We start from the raw sequence: 254 nt of genomic DNA on the forward strand, positions 1-254 counted from the left end.
GGTGAGTGTGACGCGGGCAGATATTCAGGTGTCCTCGCCCACCTTGAGTGGGATTGATCCTGCCACTGGTTACATCGAGGACCCGGTGAACTCGGCAACCGGGAACTTCGTGCTCCCGGAAACGGATGTGGTCTTTGGCGGGCCGAGCCAGGGGCTGGCGATCTCCCGGATGTATAACTCGACGCTGGCTGCCGCCTACGATGAGCCCGAGGCGTGTGGGGTGTTAGGGCCTGGCTGGTCGACCATTCTGGATC

1 protein-coding gene is annotated in these 254 nt (G+C 62.2%); it reads left to right on the top strand.

The genetic code is table 11. From position 1 onward, the window contains the following. Nucleotides 1-28: 28 nt before the first annotated feature. Nucleotides 29-254 (top strand): DUF6531 domain-containing protein (locus tag AC0IW9_RS31295; protein ID WP_471652188.1); only part of this gene is annotated, 226 nt, incomplete at its 3' end.

Source organism: Belnapia sp. AC561 (assembly GCF_979252845.1).